The 25,029-nt window shown below is 59.8% G+C and carries 26 protein-coding genes and 4 tRNA genes; 16 read left to right on the forward strand and 14 right to left on the reverse strand.

Features of this window, described 5'->3' with window-relative positions:
- Window positions 1-266 precede the first annotated feature (266 nt).
- Window positions 267-1,643: a M20/M25/M40 family metallo-hydrolase gene (locus tag ACXYMP_RS14620; RefSeq protein ID WP_458907193.1), complete on the forward strand. Its 1,377-nt coding sequence runs from the start codon at window positions 267-269 to the stop codon at window positions 1,641-1,643.
- A 45-nt stretch (window positions 1,644-1,688) separates the two neighbouring features.
- Here ACXYMP_RS14620 and ACXYMP_RS14625 read toward each other — a convergent pair whose 3' ends face one another.
- The 5 genes from ACXYMP_RS14625 to ACXYMP_RS14645 all read right to left on the reverse strand — a co-directional run bounded on the left by ACXYMP_RS14625 (window position 1,689) and on the right by ACXYMP_RS14645 (window position 3,130).
- Window positions 1,689-1,922, reverse strand: a complete 234-nt coding sequence (locus ACXYMP_RS14625; RefSeq protein ID WP_298566391.1) for an RND transporter — start codon at window positions 1,920-1,922, stop codon at window positions 1,689-1,691.
- Between the two features lie 83 nt (window positions 1,923-2,005).
- Window positions 2,006-2,082, reverse strand: a tRNA-Asp gene (locus ACXYMP_RS14630).
- Between the two features lie 138 nt (window positions 2,083-2,220).
- Window positions 2,221-2,297 (reverse strand) — tRNA-Asp (locus ACXYMP_RS14635).
- Window positions 2,298-2,378: 81 nt separating this feature from the next.
- Window positions 2,379-2,975: a histidine phosphatase family protein gene (locus tag ACXYMP_RS14640; protein WP_458907196.1), complete on the reverse strand. Its 597-nt coding sequence runs from the start codon at window positions 2,973-2,975 to the stop codon at window positions 2,379-2,381.
- Between the two features lie 79 nt (window positions 2,976-3,054).
- Window positions 3,055-3,130: transfer RNA gene (locus tag ACXYMP_RS14645), tRNA-Val, on the reverse strand.
- Window positions 3,131-3,365: 235 nt separating this feature from the next.
- On the opposite strand from ACXYMP_RS14645, the gene ACXYMP_RS14650 reads away from it, so the two are divergent.
- Window positions 3,366-4,367 carry a GlxA family transcriptional regulator gene (locus tag ACXYMP_RS14650; protein WP_458907198.1) on the forward strand — a complete coding sequence of 334 codons (1,002 nt, stop codon included), beginning with the start codon at window positions 3,366-3,368 and terminating at the stop codon, window positions 4,365-4,367.
- Between the two features lie 90 nt (window positions 4,368-4,457).
- Here the strand turns inward: ACXYMP_RS14650 and ACXYMP_RS14655 are convergent.
- From ACXYMP_RS14655 to ACXYMP_RS14675, 5 genes are all read right to left on the reverse strand, one after another.
- Window positions 4,458-4,532, reverse strand: a tRNA-Val gene (locus tag ACXYMP_RS14655).
- Between the two features lie 20 nt (window positions 4,533-4,552).
- Window positions 4,553-5,002, reverse strand: coding sequence for an HU family DNA-binding protein (locus ACXYMP_RS14660; protein ID WP_298566385.1), 450 nt, complete (start codon window positions 5,000-5,002; stop codon window positions 4,553-4,555).
- Between the two features lie 137 nt (window positions 5,003-5,139).
- Complete coding sequence (gene lon / locus ACXYMP_RS14665; RefSeq protein ID WP_298566384.1) at window positions 5,140-7,545, reverse strand: endopeptidase La; 2,406 nt, start codon at window positions 7,543-7,545, stop codon at window positions 5,140-5,142.
- 192 nt (window positions 7,546-7,737) lie between these two features.
- Window positions 7,738-8,880 carry a tRNA guanosine(34) transglycosylase Tgt gene (tgt, locus tag ACXYMP_RS14670; RefSeq protein ID WP_458907365.1) on the reverse strand — a complete coding sequence of 381 codons (1,143 nt, stop codon included), beginning with the start codon at window positions 8,878-8,880 and terminating at the stop codon, window positions 7,738-7,740.
- A gap of 81 nt (window positions 8,881-8,961) precedes the next feature.
- Window positions 8,962-9,135: a hypothetical protein gene (locus tag ACXYMP_RS14675; RefSeq protein WP_298566382.1), complete on the reverse strand. Its 174-nt coding sequence runs from the start codon at window positions 9,133-9,135 to the stop codon at window positions 8,962-8,964.
- Between the two features lie 389 nt (window positions 9,136-9,524).
- Here ACXYMP_RS14675 and ACXYMP_RS14680 point away from each other — a divergent pair, with 389 nt between their 5' ends.
- From ACXYMP_RS14680 to ACXYMP_RS14690, 3 genes are all read left to right on the forward strand, one after another.
- The gene (locus ACXYMP_RS14680) at window positions 9,525-9,890 is read left to right on the forward strand and encodes an SUF system Fe-S cluster assembly protein (RefSeq protein ID WP_298566380.1); all 366 of its coding nucleotides are present in this window, start codon (window positions 9,525-9,527) and stop codon (window positions 9,888-9,890) included.
- A 65-nt stretch (window positions 9,891-9,955) separates the two neighbouring features.
- Window positions 9,956-10,330: a HesB/IscA family protein gene (locus ACXYMP_RS14685; RefSeq protein WP_298566378.1), complete on the forward strand. Its 375-nt coding sequence runs from the start codon at window positions 9,956-9,958 to the stop codon at window positions 10,328-10,330.
- Complete coding sequence (locus tag ACXYMP_RS14690; protein WP_298566376.1) at window positions 10,330-10,641, forward strand: TfoX/Sxy family protein; 312 nt, start codon at window positions 10,330-10,332, stop codon at window positions 10,639-10,641. The genes ACXYMP_RS14685 and ACXYMP_RS14690 overlap by 1 nt, the downstream gene beginning before the upstream one ends.
- On the opposite strand, the gene ACXYMP_RS14695 is transcribed toward ACXYMP_RS14690, so the two are convergent.
- Entirely contained in the window at window positions 10,638-11,555 is a 918-nt protein-coding gene (locus tag ACXYMP_RS14695; protein ID WP_458907203.1) for an isopenicillin N synthase family dioxygenase, read from the reverse strand. The two genes, ACXYMP_RS14690 and ACXYMP_RS14695, sit on opposite strands and share 4 nt — an antisense overlap.
- A 146-nt stretch (window positions 11,556-11,701) precedes the next feature.
- Between ACXYMP_RS14695 and tpiA the strand changes: the two genes are divergently transcribed.
- The 4 genes from tpiA (at window position 11,702) to ACXYMP_RS14715 (ending at window position 16,480) form a co-directional block, all read left to right on the forward strand.
- The gene (gene tpiA / locus ACXYMP_RS14700) at window positions 11,702-12,448 is read left to right on the forward strand and encodes a triose-phosphate isomerase (protein WP_298566372.1); all 747 of its coding nucleotides are present in this window, start codon (window positions 11,702-11,704) and stop codon (window positions 12,446-12,448) included.
- Window positions 12,449-12,541: 93 nt separating this feature from the next.
- On the forward strand, window positions 12,542-13,939 hold the full coding sequence (locus ACXYMP_RS14705) for a pyridoxal phosphate-dependent decarboxylase family protein (RefSeq protein WP_298566370.1): 1,398 nt from the start codon (window positions 12,542-12,544) through the stop codon (window positions 13,937-13,939).
- 144 nt (window positions 13,940-14,083) lie between these two features.
- Window positions 14,084-14,725: a PAQR family membrane homeostasis protein TrhA gene (trhA, locus tag ACXYMP_RS14710; RefSeq protein WP_298566368.1), complete on the forward strand. Its 642-nt coding sequence runs from the start codon at window positions 14,084-14,086 to the stop codon at window positions 14,723-14,725.
- 216 nt (window positions 14,726-14,941) lie between these two features.
- A complete protein-coding gene (locus tag ACXYMP_RS14715) occupies window positions 14,942-16,480 on the forward strand; it encodes a trimethylamine methyltransferase family protein (RefSeq protein WP_458907206.1) in 1,539 nt (512 codons plus the stop codon).
- Between the two features lie 30 nt (window positions 16,481-16,510).
- Here the strand turns inward: ACXYMP_RS14715 and ACXYMP_RS14720 are convergent, their stop codons facing one another.
- Both ACXYMP_RS14720 and ACXYMP_RS14725 read right to left on the reverse strand, forming a co-directional pair.
- Window positions 16,511-18,337 carry an ABC-F family ATP-binding cassette domain-containing protein gene (locus ACXYMP_RS14720; protein WP_298566366.1) on the reverse strand — a complete coding sequence of 609 codons (1,827 nt, stop codon included), beginning with the start codon at window positions 18,335-18,337 and terminating at the stop codon, window positions 16,511-16,513.
- 31 nt (window positions 18,338-18,368) lie between these two features.
- Entirely contained in the window at window positions 18,369-19,115 is a 747-nt protein-coding gene (locus tag ACXYMP_RS14725; protein WP_458907209.1) for a GNAT family N-acetyltransferase, read from the reverse strand.
- Window positions 19,116-19,232: 117 nt separating this feature from the next.
- On the opposite strand from ACXYMP_RS14725, the gene msrB reads away from it, so the two are divergent.
- Window positions 19,233-19,649 carry a peptide-methionine (R)-S-oxide reductase MsrB gene (gene msrB, locus ACXYMP_RS14730; RefSeq protein WP_458907211.1) on the forward strand — a complete coding sequence of 139 codons (417 nt, stop codon included), beginning with the start codon at window positions 19,233-19,235 and terminating at the stop codon, window positions 19,647-19,649.
- A 99-nt stretch (window positions 19,650-19,748) separates the two neighbouring features.
- Here msrB and ACXYMP_RS14735 read toward each other — a convergent pair whose 3' ends face one another.
- Entirely contained in the window at window positions 19,749-20,222 is a 474-nt protein-coding gene (locus ACXYMP_RS14735; RefSeq protein ID WP_458907213.1) for an outer membrane protein assembly factor BamE, read from the reverse strand.
- A gap of 149 nt (window positions 20,223-20,371) precedes the next feature.
- On the opposite strand from ACXYMP_RS14735, the gene ACXYMP_RS14740 reads away from it, so the two are divergent.
- From ACXYMP_RS14740 to ACXYMP_RS14765, 6 genes are all read left to right on the forward strand, one after another.
- Window positions 20,372-20,995, forward strand: coding sequence for a YceD family protein (locus ACXYMP_RS14740; protein ID WP_298566360.1), 624 nt, complete (start codon window positions 20,372-20,374; stop codon window positions 20,993-20,995).
- Between the two features lie 270 nt (window positions 20,996-21,265).
- Entirely contained in the window at window positions 21,266-21,475 is a 210-nt protein-coding gene (rpmF, locus tag ACXYMP_RS14745; protein WP_091432397.1) for a 50S ribosomal protein L32, read from the forward strand.
- Between the two features lie 56 nt (window positions 21,476-21,531).
- Complete coding sequence (plsX, locus tag ACXYMP_RS14750; protein WP_298566351.1) at window positions 21,532-22,620, forward strand: phosphate acyltransferase PlsX; 1,089 nt, start codon at window positions 21,532-21,534, stop codon at window positions 22,618-22,620.
- Complete coding sequence (locus ACXYMP_RS14755; RefSeq protein ID WP_458907216.1) at window positions 22,617-23,591, forward strand: beta-ketoacyl-ACP synthase III; 975 nt, start codon at window positions 22,617-22,619, stop codon at window positions 23,589-23,591. The genes plsX and ACXYMP_RS14755 overlap by 4 nt, the downstream gene beginning before the upstream one ends.
- Before the next feature lie 109 nt (window positions 23,592-23,700).
- The gene (ihfA, locus tag ACXYMP_RS14760) at window positions 23,701-24,003 is read left to right on the forward strand and encodes an integration host factor subunit alpha (RefSeq protein WP_298566347.1); all 303 of its coding nucleotides are present in this window, start codon (window positions 23,701-23,703) and stop codon (window positions 24,001-24,003) included.
- Window positions 24,004-24,068: 65 nt separating this feature from the next.
- Window positions 24,069-25,025: a MerR family transcriptional regulator gene (locus tag ACXYMP_RS14765; RefSeq protein WP_458907219.1), complete on the forward strand. Its 957-nt coding sequence runs from the start codon at window positions 24,069-24,071 to the stop codon at window positions 25,023-25,025.
- Window positions 25,026-25,029: the final 4 nt, after the last annotated feature.

The following is a 25,029-nucleotide window of genomic DNA, read 5'->3' on the forward strand; positions in this document are numbered from 1 at the left end:
TTCCCTCCTGGCCGGTCTGATCCTGTTCGTTCGCTCAACATACAGGGTATCACCTCACAAACATATTCAAAAATTAGATATGTTTTTCCCTGATCGTCGCTGCTTGCCGTGTTAACGGTTTGCACGCGGGTTTTACATTGATCCAGCGCAAACGGAACCCTTTTTGGGATTTCCGCGACACTACGCCTCCGTTGTCACACCGGCTGGACAGCGGCGACCGGGCTGGTAGGCTCGACGCCAACAACCACCAAATTGGAGCCTTTCCCATGTCGCTCGACCCTGTTCTGGCCCGTATTGACGCAGACCTTCCCGATGCCATCGACCGCCTTCTTGCGCTGCTGCGCATCCCGTCCATTTCGACGGACCCTGCTTATGCCGTGGAATGTCAGAAGGCCGCGGATTGGTTGGTGGAGGATCTAAAAACCATTGGGTTTCAGGCAGATAAACGCCAAACGCCCGGCCACCCTATGGTCGTCGGGCACGCAGACGGTCCCGAAGGCAGCCCACACCTGATGTTTTACGGCCATTACGATGTGCAGCCGGTCGACCCGCTGGATTTGTGGGATACACCCCCGTTTGAACCTGAGTTGGAAGACACACCTGCTGGCAAGGTGATCCGGGGCCGCGGGTCATCTGACGACAAGGGACAGTTGATGACTTTCGTTGAGGCTTGCCGCGCCTGGATCGCAGTCCATGGCAGCCTGCCCGCCCGTATCTCGCTGTTTTTCGAAGGCGAAGAAGAATCAGGCTCGCCTTCGCTGATCCCGTTCATGGAGGACAACAAAGACGAGCTGACCACCGATATCGCGCTGATCTGCGACACCGGTCTGTTCGAATCAAAGACCCCCGCGATCATCACCCAATTGCGCGGCATGACCTGCGAAGATTTCACCATCACCGGCCCCGACCGCGACCTGCATTCAGGCATGTATGGCGGCATCGCGATGAACCCGATCCGCATCCTGACCCGTGCGCTGGCCGATCTGCATGACGACACGGGCCGCATCACCCTGCCCGGCTTTTATGACGGGGTTGAGGAACTGTCAGACGAGATGCGCGCCCAATGGCAGGGGTTGGGCTTTGATCACGTGTCTTTCCTTGGTGACGTGGGCCTAAAACACCCGGCGGGCGAACAAGACCGTATGCCGATCGAGATGCTGTGGTCGCGCCCCACCTGCGATGTGAACGGCATCTGGGGCGGATACACCGGCGACGGGTTCAAGACCGTGCTGCCCAGCAAAGCTTCGGCCAAGGTCAGTTTCCGACTGGTCGGCAAGCAAGACCCAGACGCGATCCGCAAGACCTTCCGCGCCTATCTGGAAGACCGCTTGCCCGAGGGCTTCACGGTTGAATATCGCACCGAAAAAGGATCGCCCGCCGCGCAGGTCTCAACGGAAAATCCGATGTTCGAACAAGCCCGCAAGGCGCTGAGTGACGAATGGGGCATCCCTGCTGCCTTTGCGGGTTGCGGTGGGTCGATCCCGATTGCGGGCTATTTCAAGGACATCCTTGGTGTGGACGCGATGCTGATCGGGTTTGCAAAGGATGACGACAACATCCACAGCCCGAACGAGAAATACGATCTGGAAAGCTTCCACAAGGGCATCCGTAGCTGGGCGCGCATTCTGGCGGAGCTGTCCTAAGCCACCCAGTTAAGGTGCCCGCAACAGCCGCGAAAACCGCTACGGTCAGCCCTCTTCCCCGGGCTGATCGCCACCGCGCATCCTGACAAGCTTCACAACCAGCACCACCCACGGCGTGCCGTGCATCAAAAGATCAAACATGTCTATGGGTCGCACCAACGTGCCGCTGAACAGCATCACAAGCTTTTCCCAGACATGCGGGGGGGTGAATGGGGCAAGTCCGATGGTCGCACAAAAGATGAGCACCGTCAGAAGTGGGATGTCATCAATGACAGACATGCGCGGACCTCACCTTTCTCTTGGCCATGAACGGCTGCCACATCAAACTAACTGCACTGCAAACAGCCGAAAATGTGGTGAAGTGGCGCGGTTGACGGGGCTCGAACCCGCGACCCCCGGCGTGACAGGCCGGTACTCTAACCAGCTGAGCTACAACCGCGCGTGGCGGCGTGGATACAGCGCGCATGGGCAGGCGTCAATGGGGAAATCACGTGGTCCGACCCGCGCAATTGCACCTTCAACGGCAGGTTCAAAACGAAAAAACCCCGCCTGAGGCGGGGTGTCTTTCGGGCAGCGGTGGCGCGGTTGACGGGGCTCGAACCCGCGACCCCCGGCGTGACAGGCCGGTACTCTAACCATCTGAGCTACAACCGCTCACTGCCAGCCTTTCGGCTTGTTCGGGCGTTCTAGGCCGCAGGCCGGGGGGCGTCAAGCGGCCAATAGAGATTTTACAAATTATTTTTCGATCAGCTGATGGCCGTGATCGGGGCACAGGTGAAAGATGACCCCCTGCCCGCCCGGAAGGGCCAGCATGCCCTCGTCTGTCAGCCCCAACCAGCGCGCCCGCAGCACGCGCGAAAAGATGCCATGCGTAAACACGATGGCTGGTCCGGTAAGGTCACCCAAGAAGCTGTCAGCGCGCGACTGCAAGTCCGTCAAGCTCTCTCCGCCGGGCGACTTGAAGTTCCATTCCAGCGGGTTGTCTTCGCCAAAAGTCGCCTGTTGCGGCCAGTTTTGGCGTATTTCATCCAAGGCCAGCCCCTCCCATGCGCCAAAAGAGGTTTCGCACAGCCGGTCATCAACCGTCACCGGCCACCCCAGCGGCGCCATGGCGATCTGAGCGGTCGAATGCGCCCGACCCTGCGGCGATGTAACGGCCGTCATATCGCGACGATCTTTCACCCGCTTTAGCAGCATGGTCCCCATGCGCCGCGCCTGTTCCGTGCCCGTGGCCGTCAGACGAGAATCCAGCCGCCCCTGATGGCGCCCTTCCACGTTCCATAGGGTCTGACCGTGGCGGATGACGAAGAGTTCGGGATAGGTCGTCGACATAAGCAGGCGCCTCGCAAGGTCTGCGACACATGCCATCCAGCATGCTCTTTTCGCAACCGTATTCATACAGACAGGAAAGTGGTGGGTGATGAGAGACTCGAACTCCCGACATCTTCGGTGTAAACGAAGCGCTCTACCAACTGAGCTAATCACCCTTCCAAGGCCTGCTAATAGCGTCCTCATAATGCTGAATGCAAGAGGCGGATTGCGGAAATCCCGAAAAAAGTTCATGCAGCGCCGCTGCGGCGATCACACTGGCCAGGCGTGGGCTGAACCCAACTGAAATCCTTCCCGCTCACAAGCGCATGAGCTCGCGGTTTGGATGTTGTCAGTTGAACATTGGCCGATGTGTCATATGGTGTCACACACCCAAACTGCAAGGAAGTGAGCATGACCGGCCCCGTCATTCCCAAAGGTATCGCGCGTGTCGAAATCGACGCGCCGGAAACGCCGGAAACCATCGTGTTCGTTTTGCTTCACAACCTTTCGATGCTGGCCTTCACCTCGGCCATAGAAGCGTTGCGCATTGCCAACCAGTTGACCGGAAAGACCTTGTATCGCTGGACCACCATGTCTGAAGACGGCAAAAGCGTGCGCTGTTCGAACGGGATCGAGATCGGCATCGACTGCGCGTTGGGGGAAACGCCCATCAACAGCCGGATTTTCATTTGCTCAGGGGTCCAGCCAGACCTGTCGACCAGCGCCAAAGTGGCGGATTGGACGCGCAAACAATGGCGCCTTGGGCGAACTGTCGGCGCGCTGTGCACGGGTGCCTACACACTGGCGCGCGCGGGCATTCTGGCAGGGCATAAATTCACCCTGCATTGGGAAAACATCGCACCCTTTCGCGAACATTTCCCCGATCTGACCCCGGTCGAGCAATTGTATACGATCGACAACAGGGTGATGACCTGCGGAGGCGGGGCGGCGGCCACCGATCTGTTTTTAAAGCTGATCTATGAAACGCATGGCCCGGTTTTGTCGCAAGCGGTTCTGAACATGTGCCTGCACAGCGTGCAACGGTCTGAAACCGACCGGCAACAAAGCTCGACCTCGGCCTCGATCGGGGTGCGCAACGAAAAGCTGGTGCGTATCATCGCCCATTTCGAAGAGCATCTGGAAGACCACGTCAATCTGGACATCGCGACCGAAGAGCTGGGCGTCTCGCGGCGGCAAATGGAGCGTCTGTTTCGCCATCACCTGAACACCACCCCAAAGAAATACCTGCAGGACCTGCGACTGCAACGGGGGCGGATTTTGCTGGCGGAAACGGATATGCCTGTGGTCGATGTGGCTGCGGCCTGCGGCTATGACAGCGCGGCCTACTTTTCGAAACGCTTTCGCGAAGCCTTCGGCATGTCGCCGCACAAATTCTCGGCGGGTGGCGGCTGAACACGCGTGCTTCCGACAAATCGCGGCGCCTGAAAAACCTGTTCTCAGACGATCAGGGAAACGCTGTCTTTGCTGACCTCAAAAAGAAAATGGTGGGTGATAAGAGATTTGAACTCCTGACATCTTCGATGTGAACGAAGCGCTCTACCACTGAGCTAATCACCCAAGCCATCGGGGTTTTAGCTTCACTCCGAAGTGGGTGCAAGGGGGTCTGTGGCCACCGCAGAGGGCTTTTTGCGCCGTAACTTGCAAATGACGATATTTGCATTCGGCAGCTCTTTTTGGCGGTTCACCTTTAGCGTTCCCAAAGGTGGAAGCTTCAATGTGTCTCCATTCAGCAAGGCATCACCAAGCTCTTCCAGCACAGCCTCATAGACCTCTCGCGCTTTATTGGGTTGCACGTTGGCCCGTGCGGCGACGCGCGCGAGCATCGCCTTTTTGTTGACGACCGAAACCACCGCGTCGCTGGTTTGGAAGCCCGCGGCGGGCTTGGCGGATGCCGCGGTTTTGGGTGACGTGGACGTTTTGCGGGGCACAGGCGTACTGGCCGTCTTTCGGACGGACCCTGCAGCGGCAGGCGCCTTGGCAGTCGTCTTGCGGGTCGCGGTCGCGGGGGATTTCGGCTTGCTCGCCATGTCTGGAACCTCATTATATGCGTTTGAACACATCATAGGCTGGCGGGCTGCAGACTTCCACCTTTGCAACGCGGCAAAGCAAAAGGCGCGGCAATCGGCTGCCGCGCCTTTCGGTCTTTCATACGTCCCGTTTGGGGTCAGTGTGCCATGGGCGCCGCACCTGCCGCGTCCTTGGCCAAGGCCTTGGCGGCGGCTTCTTCGGCGGCTTCGTCCCATTCGACGGGATCGGGCTGGCGCACAAGCGCATGCTTCAGAACCTCCGACACGTGACTGACCGGGATAATCTCCAGCCCCTCTTTCACATTGTCGGGGATCTCACGCAGGTCTTTTTCGTTCTCTTGCGGGATCAGCACGGTTTTCACACCACCACGCAACGCCGCCAGCAGCTTTTCCTTTAGCCCGCCAATGGCCAACGCGTTGCCGCGAAGGGTCACTTCGCCGGTCATGGCGATGTCCTTCTTCACCGGGATACCCGTCAGAACCGACACGATCGAGGTCACCATCGCCAAACCCGCCGACGGCCCATCCTTGGGCGTCGCGCCTTCGGGCACGTGCACGTGGATGTCCCACTTTTCGAACTTCGGAGGCTCCACGCCGATTTCAGGCGCAATCGAACGAACATAGGAGCTGGCCGCGTCGATTGATTCCTTCATCACATCGCCCAGCTTGCCCGTGGTCTTCATCCGACCCTTGCCCGGCAGACGCAGGGCTTCGATCGACAGAAGGTCACCGCCGACACTGGTCCAGGCAAGCCCCGTGACGACACCCACCTGATCTTCTTGTTCTGCCAGCCCGAAGCGGTGCTTGCGCACGCCAAGATAGTCGTCCAGCAGATCGGGCGTTACCTCGACCGAGGTGACTTCCTTTTTCACAAGTTTGGTCACGGCTTTACGCGCCAGCTTGGCCAGTTCGCGCTTCAGGTTCCGCACACCCGCTTCGCGTGTGTAATACCGGATCATGTCCGTCAGCGCGCTTTCCTTGACGGCGAATTCGTCTTTTTTCAGCCCATGATCCTTGATCACTTCCGGCAGAAGGTGACGCGTCGCAATCTCGCGCTTCTCGTCTTCGGTGTAGCCCGCCAGCGTGATGATCTCCATCCGGTCCAGAAGCGGCCCGGGCATGTTGTAGGAGTTCGCCGTGGTCAGAAACATCACGTTCGACAGGTCATATTCGACCTCAAGATAGTGGTCGACGAAGGTCGAGTTCTGTTCCGGGTCCAACACCTCAAGCATCGCCGACGCCGGGTCGCCACGGAAATCCTGCCCCATCTTGTCAATCTCATCGAGCAAGATCAGCGGGTTCGTGGTTTTCGCCTTTTTCAGCGCCTGAATGATCTTGCCGGGCATCGAGCCGATATAGGTCCGGCGGTGGCCGCGAATCTCGCTTTCATCGCGCACCCCACCCAACGAGATGCGAATGAACTCGCGCCCCGTGGCTTTGGCGACCGACTTGCCCAAGCTGGTCTTACCCACACCCGGAGGGCCGACAAGGCACATGATCGGCCCCTTCAGCTTTTTCGAGCGCTGCTGAACCGCCAGATATTCGACGATCCGTTCCTTGACCTTCTCAAGCCCGTAGTGATCTGCGTCGAGCACTTTTTGAGCGTTGTTCAGATCGCGCTTGACGCGGCTTTTCGTGCCCCATGGCAGGCCCAGCATCCAGTCAAGATAGTTGCGCACAACGGTCGCTTCCGCTGACATGGGCGACATGTTCTTGAGCTTTTTCAGCTCGGCATCCGCTTTTTCGCGCGCCTCGGCCGACAGTTTGGTGGCTTCGATCTTTTCTTCAAGTTCGTTCAGTTCGTTCTGGCCTTCTTCGCCGTCACCAAGCTCTTTCTGAATGGCCTTCATTTGCTCATTCAGATAATATTCGCGCTGAGTGCGCTCCATCTGGCTTTTGACGCGGGTCTTGATCTTTTTCTCGACCTTCAGCACGGACATTTCGCCCTGCATCAGCCCATAGACTTTTTCCAGCCGCTCGCTGACCACGAAGGTCTCCAGCAGCTCTTGTTTTTGATCAACTTCGACGCCCAGATGGCCGGCCACAAGGTCGGCCAGCTTGTCAGGCGCGCGCGTCTCGGACACGGCGGCAAGGGCTTCTTCCGGGATGTTTTTCTTGACCTTGGCGTAGCGTTCAAACTCGTCCCCGACTGACCGTAGCAACGCTTCGACGTCGTTGGGATCGCCGGGTCGTTCCTCGATCACCTCAGCGAAGGCCTCGAAATAATCTGCATTGTCGACATAGTCGCTGATGCGCACACGCGATTGCCCTTCGACCAGCACTTTCACAGTGCCGTCGGGCAGCTTCAAAAGCTGCAAGACATTCGCCAGAACGCCAACAGAATAGATGCCATCCACGTCTGGTTCATCCACCGACGGGTCGATCTGGCTGGACAAAAGGATCTGCTTGTCATCCGCCATCACTTCTTCCAGCGCGCGCACGGATTTTTCACGTCCGACAAAAAGCGGCACGATCATGTGGGGAAAGACCACAATGTCACGCAGCGGCAGGACCGGGAAGGATTGGCTCAGTTGCTCACTCATAGGATTTCCTTGTTATTGGCAAAGCGCCCTGCCCCTGTGTTTCGGCAGCGCGGGCACCTCCTGTTCGGGTATTCAGATGGGGATCGTGCCGCCCAACGTCAACCCGGTTTGCCCCAACACTCTGCCCCTGCCGCGCGCTGACGACAAGGGGAAAGCTGGCGCAAAATTGGCATGGTCCGGGTTTCGGAACCCTTAAAGCGGTTCAATATCGCCTTGCGCGCGGTTCGCGTGGAAATCTGCTTCCCAATCAACAAAGCTGTGCGTTGAAATTGCGTCGCGCATACCCTGCATGATGTCTTGGAAATAGTGCAGATTGTGCCATGTCAGCAGCATCCCCGAGATCATCTCTTGCGCGCGGAAAACATGGTGCAGATAGGCGCGCGAATAGTTGCGGCAGGCGGGGCATCCGCAGTTTTCATCCAGCGGGCGCGGGTCGTCCTGGTGGCGGGCATTCTTGATGTTCAAAACGCCGTGACGGGTGAACACCTGCCCTGTGCGCCCCGAGCGTGACGGCAACACACAGTCCATCATGTCGATGCCGCGTTTGACCGCGCCGACGATGTCATCAGGCTTGCCAACGCCCATCAGATAGCGCGGCTTGTCGTCGGGCAGGAAATCCGGCGCAAAATCAAGGCAATCGAACATTGCCGCCTGCCCTTCGCCCACGGCCAGACCGCCCACCGCATAGCCGTCGAACCCGATCTTTTTCAGGGCCTCGGCGCTTTCTTCGCGGAAGTCGCGTTCCAGCCCACCTTGCATGATCCCGAACAGGGCGTGGCCGGGGCGATCCCCGAACGCATCGCGCGACCGTGCGGCCCAGCGCATCGACAGGCGCATGCTTTCGGCAATCCGGTCGCGATCAGCGGGCAGCGCAGGACATTCGTCGAAACACATCACGATGTCCGATCCAAGCAGCTTCTGGATCTCCATCGAGCGTTCCGGCGTCAGTTCATGCTTCGAGCCGTCGATATGCGATTTGAAGGTCACGCCCGCTTCGGTCAGCTTGCGCAAGCCCGCAAGGCTCATCACCTGAAATCCGCCGCTGTCGGTCAGGATCGGCTTGTCCCAGTTCATAAACTTGTGCAGCCCGCCAAGACGGTCAATCCGCTCTGCCGTCGGGCGCAGCATCAGGTGATAGGTGTTGCCCAACAAAATGTCGGCCCCGGTCGCCGCCACGCTTTCCGGCATCATCGCCTTCACCGTGGCCGCCGTTCCGACAGGCATGAAGGCGGGTGTGCGGATCTGGCCGCGCGGCGTGTCGATCACACCGGTGCGGGCCTTGCCGTCCGTGGTCTTAAGGGAAAACGTTATGCGGGGTGGGTTTTGATCTTGCATGCGGCTGATGTGGCGCATGCCGGCAAGATTGCCAAGAGTTTTCTGTTCGCAGGTGATGTAACGGGTGTTGGGCGCGACATGTCAGGTCGTTTCGTCCTGTTCTAACGGGACGCGTCCATAGCTGCTGGTCGAAAACCGTTCAGACAGCCGCTCAAGCTTGCGACAGGCCAGCATGAGCTCCGTCAGGGTCGTGCTGTCGACACGGTTGGCCAGCGTATAGGCCACGTCCTGCACCATGCGTGCAGCCTCATCCAACTGCTCTTTACATGTAGGTGAACGGTTTTCGCCACTACCTGTCGGTTTCACTTCTTTGTGCTCCCCTAACAACACGGATTCTGCATGGACGCAAATGATTGACCCATCGTCAACGTCAGCGCGGATATCGTCCATTTTAAGGCAAATTCTTGTCGATTGCGCATCAATCCTCTGGCAATTGGGCGACAGTTCTCGCTTTTGACGCTTATTGGCGTCGGAAAAGAAACGAAAGGCAGCCGCGCAATGTGGCCCAAGCGGCCACCGCGCCGGTTGTCTGTTCCGCTGTGCGCAAAGGTCGCGCTGCAAACACATCATTGAACGCGACGCCGCCACTGGACCTCTGCCGCTCCAATCCTTATATGTTCAGTCAGGATTAAGACGGACACAGCATGACCATGAACACTCCGGACCAACTTGAAGGCGAACCCCTGATCAAGCCGTCAACAGTGGATCACCCCCTGTATGACAGTGTTGTCGAGGCATGCCGAACGGTCTATGACCCCGAAATTCCAGTCAATATCTATGATTTGGGCCTTGTTTACACGATCGAGATCAACGACCAGAATGAAGTTGATCTGACCATGACGCTGACCGCGCCCGGTTGTCCGGTTGCCGGTGAAATGCCGGGTTGGCTGGTCGAAGCGATCGAGCCGGTGGCGGGCATCAAGCACGTGAACGTGGAAATGACGTGGGATCCCCCCTGGGGGATGGAAATGATGTCCGACGAAGCCCGACTTGAACTGGGCTTCATGTAAGCCCGGACGCCAGCCACTTGAGTGACACCCTTCGAGACCTTACCTTGAAGGCGAAGGAGACATCCATGTTTGGTATTCCCGGCAAATCGCCGATCACCATGACCGCCACCGCAGAAGCGCAGATCGCCAAGCTTATGGCGTCTGGGGGCCACAAAGGCTTGCGCATCGGCGTCAAGAAAGGTGGCTGTGCGGGTATGGAATACACCATGGACTATGTCGACGAGGTCGACCCCCATGACGAGGTTGTCGAACAAGGCAATGCGCGTGTGATCATCGCCCCGATGGCGCAGATGTTCTTGTTCGGGACCGAAATCGACTATGAGGTGTCGCTTCTTGAAGCTGGCTTCAAGTTCCGCAACCCCAATGTCAGCGAAGCCTGCGGCTGCGGAGAATCGATCAAGTTCGACGACAACCTGACCACGCAGACCTCAACCAGCTGATGGCGGTTTCAGACGCCGATATCGCCTTCGTCAAAGAGCTGTTCAGCGGACTTGGCCCGTTGACACATCGCAAAATGATGGGCGGCGCGACCTTTTATGCCGACGGGCAAGTCTTTGCGATCCTGTCCAGCGACGGCCAGGTTTTTCTGAAGGCCAAGGGCGATTTTGCCGACGCTTTGCAGGCTGACGGCAGCCGCATCTTCGGCATGAATGGAAAGACGATGGGCTACTGGACCCTGCCCGAGGCCGCTTTGGATGACCCGGAGCTTGCCTGCGATTGGGCGCAGCGGGCGCTTGCGGCCTTGTCTTAATCCCGCGCGGCCTTTTTCAGGTGCAGATAGGTTTCGTCAAACCTCTTCTTCATATGATCCCCCGCCAGTATGACCCGCCCCGCGCCCGGCGGCGCGACGTTGGTGTCGTGATTGGGGTTGAAAAACAGAGGGACCGAAATGCGTTCCTCGGCCGTGCCAATGACGCGGTGCAACGTTGCTTTGACGCGCCCTGCCGTCCACATCTCAAGCATTTCACCGAAATTGATGACGAAGTCTCCGATCGGGGCGTTCACCTTGGACCAGCTGCCATCGGCGCTCAGAACCTCCAGCCCTGCCACGCCGTCTGAGGCCAAAAGTGTCAGGCAGCCATAATCGGTATGGGCTGCGATGCCGAAGTCTTTTTCAGCCGCCCAATCGGGCCGCGGCGGATAGTAATTTCCGCGCAACAGCGCCATCGGTCGGGTGAAGGCTGCGTCGAAATGGTCCTCGTCCTCACCAATCGCGGCGGCGATTGCGCGCAACAGCCCCATCGCCACCGTAAGGGCCTTTGCATAATAGCCTTCGATCACGTCGCGAAAGCCCGGCACGTCAGGCCAAAGGTTGTCGCCGTAGACCGACAGGTTTTGGGCGCGCAAGGGATCGTCGGCCTCCAACGCAAAGCCGCTATCAAAGACTTGCTTGTAGTCGGGGTTGGCCGCCGGGTCGACCTGCTCGGCCCCCTGAGCGCCCCAGCCCCGGTTGGCCCCGGTCTGGGCCATATCTACGGCGCGTTTTTCAGCGTCGGGCAAATGAAAAAAGGCGCGATAGGCTTCGATGACGCGCGCAATGTCGGCGCGCAAAATCGCTGTGTTGTGCACTGTCAAAAAGCCGACCTTTTCGACGGCGTGTCGAAGGGCATCCATTGTCGCAGGATCGCGCGCGTCAATCAGTGCAGCGTCCAGTCTGGGGACCATGGCGACATTCCTTCTGGCAGTCCATTGTGCCGTATGGTTGTAGCGATCCCACCTGCCCGCGCAAGGCCTGCGGATTGCGCCGGGGCTTGACGCCCCCCGCCCTGCATCGGACAACGGTCCCATCAGACAGAGGAAGGATAAAAAAGATGCGGCGCAAACTGGCAGCGGGCAATTGGAAGATGAACGGAACCAACGCCAGCCTGACCGAGTTGACGGCACTGGCATCTGCCCACCCCACGCCGGGATGCGACATCCTGATCTGTCCCCCGGCAACGCTTCTGTCGCGGGCCGCTGACATAGTGCCTGAACAAATTGCCATCGGCGGGCAGGACTGCCACGCGCAGGAAAGCGGGGCACATACGGGCGATATCTCGGCCGGGATGGTGGCGGATGCGGGGGCGCAGTTTGTGATCCTTGGCCATTCAGAACGGCGCGAAGACCACAAGGAAAGCGACGCAAATATCCGCCAGAAGGTGTATGCCGCCATCGCCGCAGGCTTGAAAACCGTGGTTTGTGTCGGCGAAACGCTTGACGAACGCGACGCTCATAACACGCTGGAAATCATCGGAGGTCAAATGGCAGGGTCCATCCCGGACCATATGACGGGCGAAAACCTTGTCGTCGCCTATGAACCGGTCTGGGCCATCGGCACGGGCAAGGTTCCGACATTGGACCAGATCGGCGAGGTTCATGATTTCATCCGCGCCCGTCTGGAACGCCGCTTTGGCGAAGGGGTCGGCCGCTCGACGCGTATCCTGTATGGCGGGTCGGTCAAAGCCTCCAACGCGGCCCAGATCTTTGCCGTGTCCAACGTGGATGGCGCGCTGGTGGGCGGGGCAAGCCTGTCGGCCGCGGATTTTTCGCCGATCATCACGGCACTTGAAAACGCCTGAGCCGATCCGATCGTCTGGTGTTGACGCTATGGATAACTTGACGCTGCCACTCACTCGGTTAACAAGTTAACAATATACCTGTTGGAGCGAGCAATGGACTATTCAGAACTGGCAGACTGGCAAAAACGCGCAGCCGACTGGGCGCGTGACTACCACGCCGGGCTGCGCGACCGCCCGGTGCGCCCCGACATCGCGCCAGGCGACTTTCTGGCCAGGATCGAGGCCCCCGTCCCCGAAGCGCCCGAACCGATCGAGGCGATCTTCGACGATTTCACCCGGCTGGTGCCCGACGCGATGACCCATTGGCAGCACCCGCGCTTCTTTGCCTATTTCCCAGCCAATGCGGCCCCGGCCTCGATGCTGGCCGAACAGCTTGCCAACGCAATGTCGGCGCAGGCGATGCTGTGGCAAACGGCGCCGGCGGCCAACGAGATGGAAGACCTTGTCATCCGCTGGCTGCGCGACGCCTTGGGGCTGCCTGCCGATTTCACCGGCACCATTCATGACAGCGCGACCACCGCGACATTTTCAGCCGTGACCACGATGCGAGAGCTTGCGTTGAGCCATCAAGGGATCACCAAGGGCCTGTCTGGTGCGCCCCGCCTGCGCATCTATGCCAGCGCGCAAACCCATTCCAGCGTGGACAAGGCGGTGCGCCTGTCCGGGATCGGGCAAGACAACCTTGTGAAAGTGCCGACCATCCCCGACCACCCCACCTGGTCGATGGACGCTGACGCGCTGGAGGCAATGATCCGCGCGGATATTCAGGCGGGGATGAAACCCGCAGGCGTCGTTCTGTGCGTCGGTGGCACATCGATCGGGGCGTGTGATGATATCGGCGCCTGTATCAAAGTGGCGCATAGCCACGGGTTGACCGTTCATGTCGACGCGGCTTGGGCAGGCTCGGCAATGATCTGCGAAGAGTTTCGGGCGCTCTGGGCTGGGATCGAAGCCGCCGACAGCATCGTCTTCAACCCGCACAAATGGCTTGGTGCGCAGTTCGACTGTGCGGTGCAGTTTCTGCGCGACCCCGCCCCCCAGATCGGGGCCATGGGACTGCGGCCCGAATATCTGAAGACACAAGGTGGCGACGAGGTCGTTAACTACAACGAATGGACCTTGCCGCTGGGGCGCCGCTTTCGGGCGTTGAAGCTTTGGTTCTTGTTGCGGTCCGAGGGACTGTCCGGCCTGCGCACCCGCATCCGCAACCATGTTGCATGGGCCAATGATGCCGCGCGTGCCATCGCGGCCCTGCCCGGCTTTGCCATCACGACACCCCCGATCCTGTCGCTGTTCACCTTCCGCTTCAAGGATGATGAGGCAACGGCCACCCTTCTGGATCGTGTGAACCGGGACGGGCGGATCTATCTGACGCAGACCAGCCACCAGGGCCAGTTCGTCATTCGCGTCACGGTCGGCCAGTTCGCTTGCACACGCGACGATGTCATGATGATCCCAACCATCCTGTCGGAAATGTCGCAGGGCCTCTAAGGTCATTATTTCTTTACATTTCTCTGCCAGCTTTTAGACTGAAAGTGCGTCGTGTCACGTGCGGTTGACATTTTATTTCCCGCATATCGACATGCCGATGCCCGTATTGGCTCTTATCTATTAGATAAGCGAAAGGGTGGTTCGATGGAGTTCGGGAAGGACTTTACATACCGCGAATATATCGCAGATGGCGTTGTCCATGGGTTTGGTGTTTTTGCCGCCCTGATCGGCGCAGCGGCTCTGATCTATTGGGCGCTGGGGGATGCGCCCATGGGATATTTGCCTCCCATGCTGGCCTATGGTGCCGGATTGATCGCCAGTTTCACGCTTTCGGCAGCCTATAACATGACGCTGCACAAATCAGCGCGCAGGGTCTTGCGTCGCTTCGACCATGCAGCCATTTACCTCATGATTGCAGGAACTTACACGCCGATTGCGTTGATCGGCATTGGCGGGACCAATGGCATCGCACTGGCGGCCGGGGCATGGACGCTGGCGTTAATCGGCGTCACGCTGAAGCTGTTCTTTTTTCGCCGTTTCGAACGGCTCAGCTTTATGCTGACCCTGATGCAGGGCTGGATGGCTGTGCTGATGATCGGCCCGTTGATCGCTGTGTTCAGCCCCGTCGTGCTTGTGTTGCTGGTCGGTGGCGGCGTTCTGTTCACCCTAGGTATCGTATTTCATCTGGGCGATCATCTTCCGTTCAATCGGGCGATCTGGCATGCCCATGTGCTGCTGGGGGCTGCGGCCCATTATGCGGCTGTGGTGATGGTTGCCGGCTTCTGACCCTGCCTGAGCGACGCGGGATGCCGCAAACGCGATAGACCTGTCGCAAATTGTCTTCCAGGCTGCTCGGCAGGAGGGGGCGGAATGGACCAACTGGACTGGCTCGTGACCATCATCACGCGCACCATCGGTGCAGAGCGTGGGCGCGCCGCGCGCGGGCGGCCCTGAAGGCGCAATTTTGTCGCCATTCCTTGCCCTTATCCTCAGGTTTCTCACATGACCAATTCCTCTGCCCGCCGCTCTGGTGGTCGCCTCGCCCGGCAAGCCCTTCGTTCAGCGCCTTTGTCCCGTGACCTTCGCCCAGTGCGCCCGGGGATGGAAGGCGGAACATACACGCCGCTTTCGCCGGATGGCATCGCGCGCATCCATGCCGCAGCGTTGGACGCGCTCGAACAGATCGGACTGGCGGATGCCCCGCGATCAGGCATCGACCATATGACCCGCGCCGGGGCCATTCTGGGAGATGACGGGCGCCTTCGCTTCCCACGCGCATTGGTCGAAGACATGCTGGCCAAGGCGGCCAAGGACATCACCCTGTGCGGTCGCGATCCACAGCACGACCTGACCCTCAGCGGCAAGCGCGTGCATTACGGCACCGCAGGCGCGGCAGTTCACATGGTCGACCCACATGGACGGGAATACCGAGAAAGCACGGTTCAGGACCTGCATGATGCTGCACGCATCGTCGATCAGCTGGACAACATCCATTTCCTTCAGCGGCCCATGGTCTGCCGGGATATTCCCGACAACCGCGAGATGGACCTGAACTCAATCTACGCCTGCACATCAGGGACAAAAAAGCATGTCGGCGTCTCATTTTCAGAGCCCGACTTTGTAGAAGACGGGATCGAGCTTCTGCACATGATCGCGGGCGGCGAGGACGCGTGGCGCACGCGCCCCTTCGTGTCGAACACCAACTGTTTTGTCGTGCCGCCGATGAAATTCGCCACCGAAAGCTGTCAGGTGATGGAGAAGGTCATCGCGGCTGGCATGCCCGTGTTGCTGTTGTCAGCCGGCATGGCCACAGCCACTGCGCCCCCCACGCTGGCCGGCGCGATCGTTCAGGCCGTGGCGGAATGTCTGGCGGGCGTTGTCTATGTCAATTCAATCGCACCGGGGCACCCCGCGATCTTCGGCACGTGGCCCTTCCTGGTCGATCTGCGGTCCGGGGCGATGTCGGGCGGATCGGGCGAACAGGCTTTGATGTCGGCTGGTTGCGCGCAGATGCACCAGTTCTATGGCCTGCCCGGTGGGGCGGCCGCCGGGTTCTCGGATTCAAAACTGCCGGATATGCAGGCTGGCTGGGAACAGATGTGTTCCAATGTGCTGGCCGGTCTGTCGGGTCTGAACATGGTCTACGAGGCCGCAGGCATGCACGCTTCGCTTCTGGGCTTCTGTCATGAAAGCCTGATCCTTGGCGACGACATCGTCGGGCAGGCGTTGCGCTGCGTGCGCGGGATCGAGATCACTGAGGATTCGGTCAGCATCGAAATGATGAGATCGGTCTGTCTTGGGGGGCCGGGTCATTACCTCGGGGAAGATCAGACGCTGAGCCGGATGCAGACAGATTTTGTCTATCCGACCCTTGGCGATCGGACATCCCCGAAAGAATGGGCCGAGGTTGGCAAACCCGATCTGATCGCTGCCGCCACCGCGCGGAAAGAGGATATTCTGGCGCAGCGGGGCAGTGCGCGCTTTGACCCGCAAGTTGACGCGGCGATCCGGGCGCGGTTCAACATTCACCTTCCCGTATAAAAGATAAGATGCGGGGCCTGCGGCCCCGCCTCACCCGCGCGCGGCCTCTGCCTTTTCTTCGAGCGCCAGCCATTCCTCTTCGGCGTCGGCCAAGGCATGTTGCCGCTGGGCCAAACCTTCTGATGCTTTCTTGAACTTCACCGGTTCTTTGGTGAACAGATCGGGGTCCATCAGAAACTCTTCCAGCTTGGCGATCTCGGCAGACAGACGGTCCATTTCGGCGGGCAGCGCGTCAAGACGGTGCTGTTCGGTGAAAGAAAGGCCTGCCTGTTCGTGGCGCGGATTTTGCTTGACCTTCACCTCGTTAGGCTTTGATTTTGTGGCTTTTTGCTCTGGTTCACTCGCGCGCGCCTTGCGCTGTGACTGATAATCCGACCAGCCACCGGGATAAATCGTGGCGCGGCCGTCCCCTTCCATCGCGATGGTGCGTTCGGCGACGCGGTCCAGAAAATCACGGTCGTGGCTGACCACCAGAACCGTGCCGTCATAGGCTGAAATAAGCTCTTGCAGCAGGTCCAGCGTTTCAACGTCCAGATCGTTGGTGGGTTCGTCCATCACCAGAAGGTTCGATTGCCGCGCCATGATCTTGGCCAAGATCAGGCGTGCCTTTTCGCCACCCGACAGCGACCGGACCGGTGCGCGGGCCTGCGCGTCAGAGAACAGGAATTCCTTCAGGTAGCCGACAACGTGTTTCGGGGTGCCGCGCACCATCACCTGATCGGCCTTCCCCGACACTCGCATTTCGGGATCACCCACCAGATTTTCCCACAGGCTGTCATCTTCGACCAACCCGGTGCGATTTTGATCGAACACTGCGATTTCCAACCCGGTGCCATGACTGACACTTCCCGTGTCGGGTGCCTCGTGCCCAATCAGAATTTTCAACAGCGTGGTCTTGCCCGCCCCATTCGGCCCCACAAGCGCAAGGGTTTCGCCGCGCATGACACGCAGGTCGAAGTCGCGCAGGATCACACGGTCACCGTAGGATTTAGAGATGCCTTTCGCCTCGATCACCTTGCGGCCCGATTTCGGGCCCGCGTCAAGCATCATTCCAGCAGCACCTTGCCGGGAAATCTGTGCCGAACGTTCCGCCCTCAGATCGCCAAGGGCGCGCAATCGTCCCTGATTTCGCTTGCGCCGTGCGCTGATGCCTTCGACCGCCCAGCGCGCTTCGGCTTTGATCTTGCGGTTCAGTTTGTGGCGGCTGGTGTCTTCTTCGTCCCAGACTTTGTCACGCCATGTTTCGAAATTCTCAAAGCCCTTTTCCTGTCGGCGCACCTGCCCACGATCCACCCAAAGCGTGGCACGTGTCAGCGCCCGCAGAAAGGCGCGGTCGTGGCTGATCAGAACAAAACCCGCGCGCGTTTGCGTCAGCTCGGCTTCTAACCACTCGATGGCTTCGATATCCAAATGGTTCGTGGGTTCGTCCAGCAACATCAGGTCAGGCGCCTCGGCCAGCAACTTGGCCAGCGCCGCGCGCCGCCGTTCACCGCCCGACGCCGTGCCGACCGGGGCGTCCAGCCGCATCTTCAAGCCCTCGGCCACCCGTTCAACCAGATAGTCCTGCCCCGGCTCAAGCCCCGATACCGCGAAATCGCCCAAAGTGGCGTATTGGGACAAATCCGGGTGTTGTTCCATATACCCCACCGACACGCCGGGCGACAAAACCCGTGCGCCACGATCGGGTTCGACCAGCCCCGCCATGACCTTCATCAGGGTGGACTTGCCTGACCCGTTCCGGCCAACCAGCGCAACCCGGTCGCCGGGTTGGATGACCAAATCCAGACCATCAAAAACCGGATCGCCGCCAAAGGTCAGCGAGATATCGGTCAATTGTAAAAGAGGTATACGAGCCATGGCGCCGGGTTAGGCAATTGACGCCATGACGTCAACCAGCCTGCGCGCCTGCAAGTGCGCGCAACAGGCGTGCCCGCGCCGGCGGCACCGCGTTCACCTCGACGCCGGTGAACACATGCAGCGTGTCCAGATCGCGATCAACCACAGCATGGTCCGACACGCAGCCCCCCATCACCAGATACGACCGCAGAAGCGGCGGCATTGTTTGCGCCGCGCGTTTCAGATCCGGCACATGGTCTGTATCTTGCGAGAATCGGATAACGTGCGGGGCCTTGATGCGAGGCCGCCAGCGCTTGGGCGCCAGATGCCGGTCGTGCAAGACCGCGAAGGCGTCGCGGTATTGGATCGGGTCGGTGCCATGAAACGTGGAACAACCGAACAGCATTGCAATCCCCTGCTCGTCCACATACCGCGCTATTGATCCCCACGCGACGCGCAGCGCCTCGACCCCATCCTTGGCCTCTGGGTCGATGCAGAACCGGCCGACCTCGACCATCGGGGCCTTGAGCTGGCCAAGTGCCGTCAGGTCATAGAACTGCGCAGAGTAGCTGTCATGGATCTGGTGCCCTTCCGCCAATGGGAACAACCGGAAACAGGCGGCAAGCTGCCCTGACGTGGCATCATCGACCAACACATGTCGGCACAGGTCATCGAAACGGTCGCTGTCGACCCCGTTGCCTTTGCGAAAGCAACGGTGGCGCAAGGCTTGCGCGGCACGCAGATCACGGGCGTCATCGGCAAACCTTGCCCTGTATCGGGCTTTACACATACTCGGCATCAAGGCTCTCCGCCCTTGGCGCAACGCGCTTTCGTTCCTAAATATGTCTGCGGCACACGACCGCCGCAAGGTGCAACTGGATGATGTTGTTCCTGACCGGATAGAAAAGGAGGCCTTATGGCGAAGATCAAGAAAACCGAAGCGGAATGGCGCGACACACTTGGCGACGAGCTTACTTTTCAAGTGACCCGTCATGCGGCGACCGAGCGCGCCTTTTCGCATCCCGGATTTCCCGAAGGCGACGGCGTCTTTCGCTGCACATGCTGTGGTGAACCCCTGTTCGACAAGGCCGAGAAGTTTGAAAGCGGCTGCGGCTGGCCCGCTTTTTCTGCCCCGCGCGACACCGCCCCAGTGGCGGAAAAGGTCGATACCAGCCACGGCATGCGCCGCACCGAGGTGCTGTGCGCCAATTGCGACGCCCATTTGGGGCATGTTTTTCCCGACGGCCCCGGCCCGACCGGCTTGCGGTATTGCATCAACGGGGTTGCGCTGGATTTCGAACCGGATCAGGCCACCGACGACACGGACGCCTGACGCCCTCTTGAAGGTTGGCAAACGAAAAAGGCGCGGCGGCCGTGACAGCCCCGCGCCTTATCTATTCGTTTCTATTCGTTGGCAATTCCGGCCGGGCGTCTAGCGCCCGGTCAACTGCTCTGCCACGTCGATGCGTCCGATCGACCCGAACAGCTGGCGCAGGAACCCAACGCCTTTGATGTTGCTGTCGGTCACGCGACGCTCAAGCACTACGACCCGCCCGTCTTCCAGGCCAAACCGCTCGATGTTTTCAACGACGCCCTTTTCGGTGAACGAGACCGCAAGCACTTCGCGGTCAATTTCTTGCGGCGCGTTATAGAGGTAGTGCTTGAACCGCGAGCGCACATAGTAATAGCCACTGTCAACCAACAGCCCCGCCGTGCCCGGTTTGCCGATGGCGGCCGCAACCGTCTCGCGGGTGTCCTTGCCGACCACGATCAGATCGACATCCTCGTTCGGTGGCATGTAGCCATGGTTGCGAAAGGTTGCAGAACAGCCGCTTACGACTGCAACCAGCAGCAATGCAGTGACTGCCTTGCTGATGTTTTTGCCTATCTGGTGCAGATTAGACATGCCGCCCCCCTTGCCTTAGCTACTCGCTCTTGGGTATCGGCTTAGCCTAGGATCGCCGCTGGTTCAAGAAACGATCACCCGGCACGTGACACCCTCTTGGATGTCCCGACCCCGGTCGGAATATCCACCACAGGACGCGGAGACGCAAGATGACTGAGACACCCAATGGCGCGGACCCCCTTTCGGACGCCCTGCCCTATACCCATCCGGTGCGGCCTGCTGCGCTTTCCACCAGTGCGCCGACATCTTTCGAACTGGTGCCGTCCGCACAGGACTGCGACGCAATCGCTGCCTATCTGGGTCTGACCGGGCTGCGCAAACTGCGCTTCACGGGCGCGTTGCGTCCTTTGGGCAAGCGTGACTGGCAGATGCAGGCGCAGCTTGGCGCCACCGTCGTTCAGGACTGTGTCGTCACGCTGGCACCTGTCACCACGCGGCTGGAAGACACTGTCGATCTGCGCTGGCTGCAGAACATGCCCGAAACGGACACCACCTTATCCGAGGTCGAGATGGCTGGGGATGTCAGCACCGAACCGCTGACCGAGGTGATCGATCTGGGTCAGGTGATGATCGAGGCGCTTGCGCTTGCCCTGCCGCAATACCCCCGCGCCGAGGGTGCACAGACGGGAGAGCTGATCTTTACCGAACCTGACGCCAAACCGATGACCGACGAAGATGCCAAACCGTTTGCCGGGCTGGCCGCCTTGCGCGACAAATTCGGTGACAACAGCGACAGCGATGATGGCGAAGGTGGTGAAGGTGGGGCTGCATAGGGTGCCAAAGCGCCTAATTGTGACGCAGATCCGGGGTATTCACCGATAAGCGTGCAAAAACGACGGAAATCTGCCGAATTCGGTGCAATTACCCCCTTGCGCCGCGAGCGAATCCCAGTATTTTCCCGCCTTCTTCCACAAGATGGGTTGGACAGCGCACCGCAAAGAGCGTATGAGGCGCCGAGACTCAGGAATGACTTGAGAACACCGGGCGATCCCGCCCCAGAAATACACCGGGCTCTATGCCCCCGAATTCCAAAGGTTGAGACGATGGCTGTCCAACAGAACAAAGTATCAAAGTCGCGTCGCAACAACCGTCGTGCACATGACGCTCTGGTTGCTGCAAACCCGAACGAATGTTCGAACTGCGGCGAGCTGAAGCGCCCTCACCACGTGTGCCCTTCGTGCGGCCATTATGACGACCGTGAAGTGGTCGCAATTGCCGACGAAGTCGAGTTTGACGACGAAGACGCGGCGTAAGGCTCTTGCCCGACGCGGGTGGTCGTGTCAGAAAATCCCCGAGCATGGGATGAAGAATGACAATGGACGCCCCCAAACGCACAATCGTATCGGTCGACGCCATGGGCGGAGATCTTGGACCGGCAGCCGTTGTTGCCGGTCTTGCGCTGTCTGCGGACAAGAACCCGGATATCGGGTTCATCCTGCACGGCAACAAGTCAGAACTTGACCAACTGATCGCCCGCACCAAGGGCCTGTCCGAGGTGTGCGAAGTGCGTCACGCCGACGAAGTCGTCACGATGGATGACAAACCCAGCCATGTGATGCGCAACGGTCAGAAGACCTCTATGTGGTCGGCAATCGAGGCGGTGCGCGACGGCGACGCCGATGTGGCGGTCAGCTGCGGCAACACCGGTGCGCTGATGCTGTTGTCGATGGTGCGCCTGCGCAAGCTGCCCGGCATCAACCGCCCCGCCATCGCCTGCCTCTGGCCGTCGCACAACCCGTCCGGGTTCAACGTGATGCTGGATGTGGGTGCCGATGTGCGCGCCGATGAAAACGACCTGCTGCAATATGCCATGATGGGCGCGTCCTATGCGCGCAACGGGCTGGGCATCAACCGCCCCCGCGTCGGGTTGTTGAATGTCGGGACCGAAGAACACAAAGGCCGCAGCGAATTGAAGGCGGCGCATGAGCTGATCTCGAATGCCGCAGATGGCGCGCAAATCGACTTTGTCGGCTTCATTGAAGGGGTTGATCTTCCGTCGGATCGCGTCGATGTGATCGTCACCGACGGGTTCACCGGAAATGTCGCCCTGAAAACCGGCGAAGGCACAGCCAAACTGATTTCCGGTCTGTTGCGCGAGGCGTTCGGCGCCACGATCTTCTCCAAGATCGCCGCCGTTCTGGCAATGGGACCGCTGAAGCGTATGGGCCAGCGCGTGGACCCCAGCCGCAACAATGGCGGTGTGTTCCTAGGCCTGAACGGGACGGTTGTGAAAAGCCACGGATCAGCAGATGCCACAGGTATTTCCGCAGCGGTCCGGCTGGCCTTTCAACTGGGCAAAAGCGGTTTCAACCAGAAGCTCGCAGCTCGGGTTGCATCCGGGGACGCATCACGCCAAGATGTCGCTACGGAAAGCCGGCAAGGTGAGCAGCAAGAATGATAAGACGCGCCGTGGTCAAAGGCGTCGGGCACTATCTGCCTGAACGCGTTGTCCCGAATTCTTTTTTCGAAGACATCGTGGACACCACGGACGAATGGATTCGCACCCGCTCTGGCATCGAACGGCGCCACTTTGCCGCCGAGGGGGAAACCACCTCGCAAATGGCAGCCCATGCCGCCCGCGCCGCACTGTCCAATGCGGGGTTGGTGGTGGACGATATCGACGCGATCATTCTGGCGACCTCGACCCCTGACCTGACCTTTCCATCTGTTGCGACCATGGTTCAAAACGAACTGGGCATGACACGTGGCTTCGGTTTTGATGTGCAAGCCGTCTGTGCAGGCTTCGTTTTTGCGCTGACCAATGCGAACGCGCTGATTATGGCGGGACAGGCTGATCGTGTGCTCGTGATCGGCGCCGAGACGTTCTCGCGGATCCTCGACATGACCGACCGCGCCACCTGCGTGCTGTTCGGTGATGGCGCCGGCGCACTGGTGCTTGAGGCGCAAGACGGCAAAGGCGACACCACGGACCGTGGCATCTTGTCGGCGGACCTCAATTCAGATGGGCGGATGCGCGACATGCTCTATGTCGATGGCGGTGTGTCGACCACGCAGACATCGGGCCATTTGCGCATGCAAGGCAACCCCCTATTCCGCCAAGCCGTTGGAAAGCTTACCGAAACCGCTGAGACAGCGCTGACCAAGGTCGGCCTGACCGATGATGATGTTGACTGGATCGTGCCCCATCAGGCCAATATCCGCATCATTCAGGGCACCGCCAAGAAAATGGGTGTGCCGATGGATCGGGTGGTCGTCACGCTTCAAGATCATGGCAACACCTCGGCCGCGTCGATCCCGCTGGCCTTGTCGGTCGCACAGGCCGAGGGCAAGATTAAGCAGGGCGACATTCTGGTCACCGAGGCAATCGGGGGCGGTTTGGCGTGGGGGGCTGTGGTCCTTCGCTGGTAGGCCGTGGCCTTGGCCTGAACGCCTGACGCAGATCAACAGAACAAGTCATTGATATTGACTCGGAAATTCAAACCTCCCATGCTTCCGGAAATCATTTCAGGGGGACAGCATGAGTGAAAAGACTTTGACCAGGATGGATCTGAGCGAGGCGGTGTTCCGCGAAGTGGGCTTATCGCGCAACGAAAGCGCGCAGCTTGTCGAAACCGTTCTGGGCCACATCTCCGATTCTCTTGTCGACGGCGAAAGCGTCAAAATCTCGTCCTTCGGCACCTTTTCCGTCCGAGACAAAGCCGCGCGCGTCGGGCGCAACCCAAAAACCGGCGAAGAAGTGCCGATCTTGCCGCGTCGTGTGCTGACCTTCCGCCCGTCGCACCTTATGAAAGACCGGGTCGCAGACGGCAACAAACGCTGATCCTGCGCGTGGGGCTGTGTGCGGGTCACGCCATTTGATAACCAGTAGAACGGACAGGTCTGAGCATGGAAAAGAAGTCTCCTGACGCCTTTCGCACCATCAGCGAGGTGGCCGAATGGTTGGGCGTGCCGACCCATGTTCTGCGGTTCTGGGAAAGTCGGTTCAGTCAGGTCAAACCGGTTAAACGGGCGGGTGGCCGTCGCTACTATCGTCCGTCGGACATGGAGCTCTTGGGCGGCATTCGCAAACTTCTGCACGAAGATGGCATGACCATACGCGGTGTGCAGAAGCTTTTGCGCGAAGAAGGCGCCAAACACGTGGCCGCCATGTCGCCATCACTGGACAGCGACGATATGCGCGATGTGACGCCCTCAAATGTGGTGCCGCTTGACGTGCAATCCACCGACACAACGTCCGAGGTGCCCAAAGAGCCGCGCGAACGCGCTGAGGCCGATTTGGTCGAGGATGCCGAGATCGTCGAGACCGACGTCGAGCCTGACATGCCCATGCAGGACACGACACAAGCCGAACACGTTGACGCATCGAAAGCCGCAGAGCACGTGGACACGTCTGACACCAAGCCTGACACAGCACCTGACGCCCCGTCAGAGGTCGCCGCTGAGGCTGCGACGTCCGCCGGTGATCAGCACGACATCAGCCAGCGAATTGACGCAGAAACGGCAGCGTCTGCACCAGATGATGTGACCTCTGACCCTGTTCCCGCAGTCGAAACGCCAGAAGGCCCCACCGCTTCTGACGTTGCAGTCGACCCAACAGCTTCAGCCGAATCGCCGCCCTCGGCTGATGCGGCACCCAGCGGCCCTGCCCTGCCCGACATCTCGCATATCCCTGATGATCCGTCGGATGAGGATGCCATCGCAGACGCCCCGATCCTTGCCGTGTCCCTGCGTAAAGCGCGGACCAATGGCACCGACGCGCATATTGCAGCGGTGCAGGCACTTGCTGATCGCCTTGAGACGCTGGCCGCACAGATGCGTCAGGCGCGTGGGCGCCAGCCATAGGCAG

This window comes from Aliiroseovarius sp. CAU 1755, assembly GCF_054482655.1.

Excerpts from the sequence above, each read along its gene's own strand:
- ACXYMP_RS14620 (WP_458907193.1), top strand. The coding sequence starts at position 267 with ATGTCGCTCGACCCTGTTCTGGCCCGTATTGACGCAGACCTTCCCGAT.
- ACXYMP_RS14625 (WP_298566391.1), bottom strand. The coding sequence starts at position 1,922 with ATGTCTGTCATTGATGACATCCCACTTCTGACGGTGCTCATCTTTTGT.
- ACXYMP_RS14640 (WP_458907196.1), bottom strand. The coding sequence starts at position 2,975 with ATGTCGACGACCTATCCCGAACTCTTCGTCATCCGCCACGGTCAGACC.
- ACXYMP_RS14650 (WP_458907198.1), top strand. The coding sequence starts at position 3,366 with ATGACCGGCCCCGTCATTCCCAAAGGTATCGCGCGTGTCGAAATCGAC.
- ACXYMP_RS14660 (WP_298566385.1), bottom strand. The coding sequence starts at position 5,002 with ATGGCGAGCAAGCCGAAATCCCCCGCGACCGCGACCCGCAAGACGACT.
- lon (WP_298566384.1), bottom strand. The coding sequence starts at position 7,545 with ATGAGTGAGCAACTGAGCCAATCCTTCCCGGTCCTGCCGCTGCGTGAC.
- tgt (WP_458907365.1), bottom strand. The coding sequence starts at position 8,880 with ATGCAAGATCAAAACCCACCCCGCATAACGTTTTCCCTTAAGACCACG.
- ACXYMP_RS14680 (WP_298566380.1), top strand. The coding sequence starts at position 9,525 with ATGACCATGAACACTCCGGACCAACTTGAAGGCGAACCCCTGATCAAG.
- ACXYMP_RS14685 (WP_298566378.1), top strand. The coding sequence starts at position 9,956 with ATGTTTGGTATTCCCGGCAAATCGCCGATCACCATGACCGCCACCGCA.
- ACXYMP_RS14690 (WP_298566376.1), top strand. The coding sequence starts at position 10,330 with ATGGCGGTTTCAGACGCCGATATCGCCTTCGTCAAAGAGCTGTTCAGC.
- ACXYMP_RS14695 (WP_458907203.1), bottom strand. The coding sequence starts at position 11,555 with ATGGTCCCCAGACTGGACGCTGCACTGATTGACGCGCGCGATCCTGCG.
- tpiA (WP_298566372.1), top strand. The coding sequence starts at position 11,702 with ATGCGGCGCAAACTGGCAGCGGGCAATTGGAAGATGAACGGAACCAAC.
- ACXYMP_RS14705 (WP_298566370.1), top strand. The coding sequence starts at position 12,542 with ATGGACTATTCAGAACTGGCAGACTGGCAAAAACGCGCAGCCGACTGG.
- trhA (WP_298566368.1), top strand. The coding sequence starts at position 14,084 with ATGGAGTTCGGGAAGGACTTTACATACCGCGAATATATCGCAGATGGC.
- ACXYMP_RS14715 (WP_458907206.1), top strand. The coding sequence starts at position 14,942 with ATGACCAATTCCTCTGCCCGCCGCTCTGGTGGTCGCCTCGCCCGGCAA.
- ACXYMP_RS14720 (WP_298566366.1), bottom strand. The coding sequence starts at position 18,337 with ATGGCTCGTATACCTCTTTTACAATTGACCGATATCTCGCTGACCTTT.
- ACXYMP_RS14725 (WP_458907209.1), bottom strand. The coding sequence starts at position 19,115 with ATGCCGAGTATGTGTAAAGCCCGATACAGGGCAAGGTTTGCCGATGAC.
- msrB (WP_458907211.1), top strand. The coding sequence starts at position 19,233 with ATGGCGAAGATCAAGAAAACCGAAGCGGAATGGCGCGACACACTTGGC.
- ACXYMP_RS14735 (WP_458907213.1), bottom strand. The coding sequence starts at position 20,222 with ATGTCTAATCTGCACCAGATAGGCAAAAACATCAGCAAGGCAGTCACT.
- ACXYMP_RS14740 (WP_298566360.1), top strand. The coding sequence starts at position 20,372 with ATGACTGAGACACCCAATGGCGCGGACCCCCTTTCGGACGCCCTGCCC.
- rpmF (WP_091432397.1), top strand. The coding sequence starts at position 21,266 with ATGGCTGTCCAACAGAACAAAGTATCAAAGTCGCGTCGCAACAACCGT.
- plsX (WP_298566351.1), top strand. The coding sequence starts at position 21,532 with ATGACAATGGACGCCCCCAAACGCACAATCGTATCGGTCGACGCCATG.
- ACXYMP_RS14755 (WP_458907216.1), top strand. The coding sequence starts at position 22,617 with ATGATAAGACGCGCCGTGGTCAAAGGCGTCGGGCACTATCTGCCTGAA.
- ihfA (WP_298566347.1), top strand. The coding sequence starts at position 23,701 with ATGAGTGAAAAGACTTTGACCAGGATGGATCTGAGCGAGGCGGTGTTC.
- ACXYMP_RS14765 (WP_458907219.1), top strand. The coding sequence starts at position 24,069 with ATGGAAAAGAAGTCTCCTGACGCCTTTCGCACCATCAGCGAGGTGGCC.